Origin of the sequence: Candidatus Venteria ishoeyi (assembly GCF_030378065.1) — a bacterium.
GTDB classification, from domain to species: Bacteria; Pseudomonadota; Gammaproteobacteria; order Beggiatoales; family Beggiatoaceae; genus Venteria; species Venteria ishoeyi.
Genome location: NZ_JAUCGJ010000090.1, coordinates 1 through 5602, shown reverse-complemented (window position 1 = coordinate 5602; position 5602 = coordinate 1). Strand labels below are relative to the sequence as shown.

7 protein-coding genes are annotated in these 5602 nt (G+C 40.3%); all 7 read left to right on the top strand.

Annotation, left to right across the window (positions count from 1 at the left end; all coding sequences use genetic code 11):
• Positions 1–79 precede the first annotated feature (79 nt).
• Genes QUF61_RS18295 through QUF61_RS17835 form a run of 7 tightly spaced genes read left to right on the top strand, consistent with a single transcriptional unit; the run spans position 80 to position 5441 of the window.
• Positions 80–490, top strand: coding sequence for a hypothetical protein (locus QUF61_RS18295; protein ID WP_455423529.1), 411 nt, complete (start codon positions 80–82; stop codon positions 488–490).
• Complete coding sequence (locus tag QUF61_RS17860; RefSeq protein ID WP_289682912.1) at positions 490–1791, top strand: FAD-binding oxidoreductase; 1302 nt, start codon at positions 490–492, stop codon at positions 1789–1791. Before QUF61_RS18295 ends, QUF61_RS17860 begins: the two co-directional genes overlap by 1 nt.
• A 6-nt stretch (positions 1792–1797) precedes the next feature.
• Positions 1798–2535, top strand: coding sequence for an SDR family oxidoreductase (locus QUF61_RS17855; RefSeq protein WP_289682911.1), 738 nt, complete (start codon positions 1798–1800; stop codon positions 2533–2535).
• A 2-nt stretch (positions 2536–2537) separates the two neighbouring features.
• Positions 2538–3509 carry an NAD-dependent epimerase/dehydratase family protein gene (locus tag QUF61_RS17850; protein ID WP_289682910.1) on the top strand — a complete coding sequence of 324 codons (972 nt, stop codon included), beginning with the start codon at positions 2538–2540 and terminating at the stop codon, positions 3507–3509.
• A 2-nt stretch (positions 3510–3511) separates the two neighbouring features.
• Positions 3512–4804, top strand: coding sequence for an NAD(P)/FAD-dependent oxidoreductase (locus tag QUF61_RS17845; RefSeq protein WP_289682909.1), 1293 nt, complete (start codon positions 3512–3514; stop codon positions 4802–4804).
• Entirely contained in the window at positions 4797–5213 is a 417-nt protein-coding gene (locus QUF61_RS17840; protein WP_289682908.1) for a GtrA family protein, read from the top strand. The genes QUF61_RS17845 and QUF61_RS17840 overlap by 8 nt, the downstream gene beginning before the upstream one ends.
• A gap of 12 nt (positions 5214–5225) precedes the next feature.
• Positions 5226–5441, top strand: coding sequence for a hypothetical protein (locus tag QUF61_RS17835; RefSeq protein ID WP_289682907.1), 216 nt, complete (start codon positions 5226–5228; stop codon positions 5439–5441).
• Positions 5442–5602 lie beyond the last annotated feature (161 nt).

The window sequence follows — 5602 nt, the reverse complement described above, 5'->3', positions numbered from 1 at the left end:
CTCAAACGGAGGTAGGAACTCGCGTGTTTGCGGTGTTGGCATCGGTGATTGATACCTGCCGTAAGCGAGATGTTTCTCCTTGGCGTTATCTGGAAAAGGTTATTGGAGAGCGGCGGGCAGGGAGAAGCGCTCCGGCTTTGCCTGTCGCTCAGGTGGAGGGGGTCTGAATGGTTACGCTGAAGGCCGTGGTTATATCACTGATGATTTAAGCATACTTGCAAATATTGGTATTTCTGGTGGATATATTTCAGTTTTGGTGCTGGCTTTGTATATTAATAGCCAAGAAGTCCGTCTGTTGTATCAAACCCCTGATTTGCTATGGCTGGTTTGTTTGTTGTTGTTATACTGGATTAGTTATATTTGGGTCATTACACATCGTGGTTTAATGCATGACGATCCTGTTGTATTCGCACTCAGAGATCGGAACAGCTACCTGGTTGTACTATTGATGGGGGTAGTGGTGGTCATTGCGAGTTTGTGGGGTTTCTGATGTTAGCTTATCAATCTTGGAATCGTTATCCATCTGTCCGGCAAAAGGCTGATATTCTGCACTGGGCTACAGATGTTTTACCAGACATTCAACAAGGTGAAACCTTATTACCTTATGGCCTGGGAAGAAGTTATGGTGATGTTTGCCTGAATCAAGGTGGTAGAATACTCGATACCCAAAACCTTAACCATTTTCTCCATTTTGATCGCGCCAAAGGCATACTACGCTGTGAATCAGGTGTTACGCTGGCTCAGATTCTGAGTTTAATTATACCCGTAGGCTGGTTTCTACCGGTGACACCTGGCACACAGTTTATTACCTTAGGTGGTGCGGTCGCTAATGATGTACATGGTAAAAACCATCATTGCGCGGGTAACTTCGGTCATCATATACGTCAGTTTGAATTATTACGCTCTGATGGCAGTGTTTATTTATGTTCGCCACAACAAAACCCGGAATGGTTCCGTGCGACAGTAGGTGGTTTAGGTTTAACCGGTTTAATCCGCTGGGTAGAGTTCCAACTCATTCCCATTAATAACCCACTGATTGAAGTGGAAACGGTTAAATTTGCCAATATTGATGAGTTTTTCAGCTTATCTAAAGCCTCAGCTTTTGACTATAGCGTGGCATGGCTGGATGGAATGGCAAAAGGCAAATCATTAGGCAGGGGACTATTCATGCAAGGCAACCATGCCGCACCGCAGTGGAATCATGGCTACTGCATGAAAAATACTCGCAAACTCAGCATACCAATCGATTTTCCCGGTTTCACCTTGAACAAATTGAGCATTAAATTATTTAATACACTTTATTACCATAAGCAGATAAAAAAAGTCAGCACGGGATTGGCGCATTATTTACCTTTTTTTTATCCTTTAGATGGTGTGGAAAATTGGAACCGGATTTATGGTGCCAAGGGTTTTTTTCAGTATCAATGCGTATTGCCGTATGATAATCCGGCGGTGATTAAAGAAATGCTGAAGACAATTGCCAATTCCGGGCAGGCTTCATTCCTTGGGGTGATGAAGGTATTTGGAGATATTCAATCTTTGGGTTTATTATCTTTTCCCAGAAAAGGGTTTACCCTTGCTTTGGACTTCAGGAATCATGGTGAAAAAACCTTGCGTTTACTTGAAGCATTGGATGTTATGGTCAGTGCCAATGGCGGCGTGGTGTATCCCGCCAAGGATACACGTATGTCAGCTCAGCATTTTCAACAGTTTTACCCAAACTGGGAAGATATGTTGAAATTCATTGATCCGCATTTTTCTTCTGGATTCTGGCGACGGGTAACAAAGTAGTTTAATATGAAAAAAATATTGATCATCGGCGCAACTTCGGCGATTGCCAGAGAACTTGCAAAGCGCTTTGCAGGACGGGGAGATAAACTTTTTTTACTGGGTCGTGATGAGGGAAAACTGCAAATTATCCATGCAGATTTGCAGATTCGTGGTGCTGCCAAGGTAGTATACGCAGCAGCCGATCTGGCAAATACTGAAAAACATGCCGGGTTATTACAGCAGGTTTATAAAACCCTGGGAGAACCGGATGTTGTGTTGCTTGCTTATGGAACCTTGGGTGAACAAGCGCAAGGTGAGCAAGATTATACGATGGCACAACAGGAATTTCAGACGAATTTTCTCAGCCCGGTTTCCTGGTTGACATTACTTGCCAATGATTTTGCCAGACGTGGTTCCGGCAGCATTGTGGTGTTATCATCCGTGGCTGGTGATCGGGGACGCCAAAGTAATTATATCTATGGTGCCGCTAAAGGTGGTTTATCCATTTTTACACAGGGATTGCGCAACCGTTTATATCATAGCGGTGTGCATGTACTCACGGTTAAACCGGGATTTACGGATACGCCGATGACTGCTGACATGAAGAAGAATTTTCTTTTTGTATCTCCAGCCAAGGTTGCACGGGATATTGAACAGGCGCTGGAAAAACGCCAAACTATTTTATACACACCGTGGTTTTGGCGTTTTATCATGTTGGTTATTAAGCTCATCCCGGAATGGCTCTTTATTAAGTTAAAATTATAGACATGCTTGAAAAAAAAATAGCTTTTACAGATAAAATCGTTCTCACTGGTGGTGCTGGTTTAGTGGGGCAAAACCTGGTTGTGCGCTTAAAAGAAAAAGGCTATAAAAATCTACTGGTAATTGATAAGCACGCACATAACTTAGCAATTTTAAGTACCATGCACCCTGATGTCAGTACTATTACCGCAGACTTGGCAGAACCAGGAACATGGATTGAAAGCCTTCAGGGTTGTGCCTGTTTAATCATGTTGCAAGCACGAATTACCGGCAAAATCCGTGAAGCCTTTATCCATGACACGATTGATTCTACCCGTGTCGTATTGGGTGCGGTACATAAGTGGCAAATTCCCTATATTGTACATATCAGTTCTTCAGTGGTGGTGTCCGCTGCCGATGATGATTACACCCAAACTAAAAAAGATCAGGAAAAAATGGTAGTGGAAAGTGGTATAAAACACTGTGTACTGCGTCCCACTTTGATGTTTGGTTGGTTTGATCCCAAACACCTGGGCTGGCTGGCGCGATTTATGGAAAAAACACCGGTTTTCCCCATTCCAGGAGATGGTCGTTTTATGCGTCAACCTTTATACAACAAAGATTTTTGTGAAATGATTATCCATTGTATGGAGCAGCAACCTGAAGCCACTGTTTATGACATCGTAGGCGATCAGAAAATTGATTATATTGATATTATCCGCGCAATTAAGAAAGTTAAGCGGTTGAAGACATTAATTATAAAGCTCCCTATGTGGTTTTTTGCCCTACTGATGCGGATTTATGCCTTATTCAGCAAATATCCACCATTTACCGTGGATCAACTGAAAGCATTAACCGCAGGAGATGATTTTAAGGGCATTGATACGGAAAAACAGTTCGGTATTAAACAAACGCCTTTTGAGCAAGCAATTGACGAAACTTATAACGATAAGCGTTACGCTAAAGTAAGCCTGCAACGCACTGGAATTGGAAAGTAAGCATGTCAGATAAAACCAGGATTGCAGTAATCGGTGCAGGGCCTATGGGCTTAATGTGTGCATATGAGTTATTAAAACAAGGTCATGCAGTGGATCTTTATGAAGCGGATGATCGTATTGGCGGTATGTCTGCTTGTTTTGACTTTGATGGGCTTAAGATTGAGCGTTATTATCACTTTATCTGCGGCCCCGACCAGCCCTTATTTGATTTGCTTAAGGAGCTGAAACTCACTCAGACCTTGCGTTGGCGAGATACCAAAATGGGATTTTTTTATGAAGGCATGCTTTATAAGTGGGGCAGTCCGTTTTATTTATTAAGTTTTCCCAAACTGGGTATGATTTCAAAACTGCGTTATGCCCTGCATGTCATGTATACCAAAAATATCCAGAACTGGACTAAATTGGATAAAGTCAATGCTACGCATTGGCTGAAAAAATGGCTGGGAGAAAAAGCGTATAAGGTATTATGGGAAAGTCTTTTCACGCTGAAGTTTTTTGAATATAAAGATAACCTTTCTGCTGCCTGGATTGGTACAAGAATAAAACGGGTAGCCTTATCGCGAAAAAGTTTATTTACTGAATCCTTGGGTTATTTAGAAGGTGGTTCAGATACATTGCTGAACGCATTGGAACAGCGTATTCTGGAAATGGGTGGAAGAATTCGATTGAATAGCCAGGTAGAAAAAATTACTGTTGAGAATCAGCAGGTTAATGGGCTTATATTAAATGGAAAGGAACAAGTATATGAACGCATAGTCAGCACCATCCCATTACCTTATGTTCCTCGTTTGATTCCAGCATTACCAAAAGAAACCAAAAATCAAATTGAAGCAATTGATAATATTGGTGTCGTTTGTGTCTTACTTAAATTAAAATATCCACTGACTGAAAATTTTTGGTTAAATATTAACGATTCAACAATTCAGATTCCTGGTTTAATTGAATACAGTAACTTAAATCCAAGTTCACAAAGCATTTTATACGCACCTTATTATATGCCAGCAACACATCCAAAATATAATAAGGATAAACATACATTTCTTGAGGAAGTCACAGCATATTTGTTAAAAATCAATCCGGCATTCAAAAAAGATTGGATACTGGCAAGTCAGGTTTCCCGTTATGAATTTGCACAAACAATTTGCCCACCAGATTTTTATCAGTGCCTGCCACCCATGCAAACACCGATAACAGGCTTTATTATGGCGGATACCTCATATTATTACCCGGAAGACCGCTCCATATCGGAAAGTGTGAAACTAGGAAAAACCTTAGCGAAATTAGCTGGTGTCTAACTTAAAACACGATTTTTTCCATCCTGTTTTTTATAAATTTGTACTGGTAAGTGGCTTTGCTGCACTGGTTAATTTTTTCTCGCGTATTGCTTTGAGTCTATTTATGCAGTATGCAGCAGCAATTGTACTGGCTTATCTAATTGGCATGATTACCGCATTTAGCTTAAATCGTCTACTGGTATTTGAAACAGCACGACACGGACATGTGCATCATCAATTTTACTGGTTTACCTTAATCAATATAGCCGCCATTTTACAAACATTAATCGTTAGTTTGCTGTTAGCACGAATGATACTTCCAGGTTTAGGTATCACTTATTGGGTAGAAGAAGTTGCCCATTTTATCGGTATTTGTGTTCCTGTATTGAGTAGTTTTCTGGGACATAAATATATTACATTTAAAAAATAGAAATTAAGCACAATGAAACTAAATTTAAAATTAAATCTTATTCTTTTAATTGGATTAATTACTTATATTAGTTTATGGGCAAACTACCCATTCAGTTTTAATGCATCAGATCCTTGGGGATATTCAATACGTGCTTTTGACATATCCCAAGGTACTTTTTTTGATAACCCAGATGATTTTGTTTTTAGTCATCGTTTGGGAATCAGCAATTCCCGCTCTAGCCTGTAAAATTACACCTATTTTTAATGCGTGAATAATTGCGCTAAGCAATAGACAAAGAACTCCCTCCACCACAGTGACCAACTATATTTCCCAAAATTTTAATTTCACACACTTAATCTAAAACCAAGCCTAAAACACATATTTTTATAACATGCTAAGAAGTATTC

Coding starts and splice junctions, on each gene's coding strand:
- QUF61_RS17855 (WP_289682911.1), top strand. CDS start 1,798: ATGAAAAAAATATTGATCATCGGCGCAACTTCGGCGATTGCCAGAGAA.
- QUF61_RS17835 (WP_289682907.1), top strand. CDS start 5,226: ATGAAACTAAATTTAAAATTAAATCTTATTCTTTTAATTGGATTAATT.
- QUF61_RS17860 (WP_289682912.1), top strand. CDS start 490: ATGTTAGCTTATCAATCTTGGAATCGTTATCCATCTGTCCGGCAAAAG.
- QUF61_RS17850 (WP_289682910.1), top strand. CDS start 2,538: ATGCTTGAAAAAAAAATAGCTTTTACAGATAAAATCGTTCTCACTGGT.
- QUF61_RS17845 (WP_289682909.1), top strand. CDS start 3,512: ATGTCAGATAAAACCAGGATTGCAGTAATCGGTGCAGGGCCTATGGGC.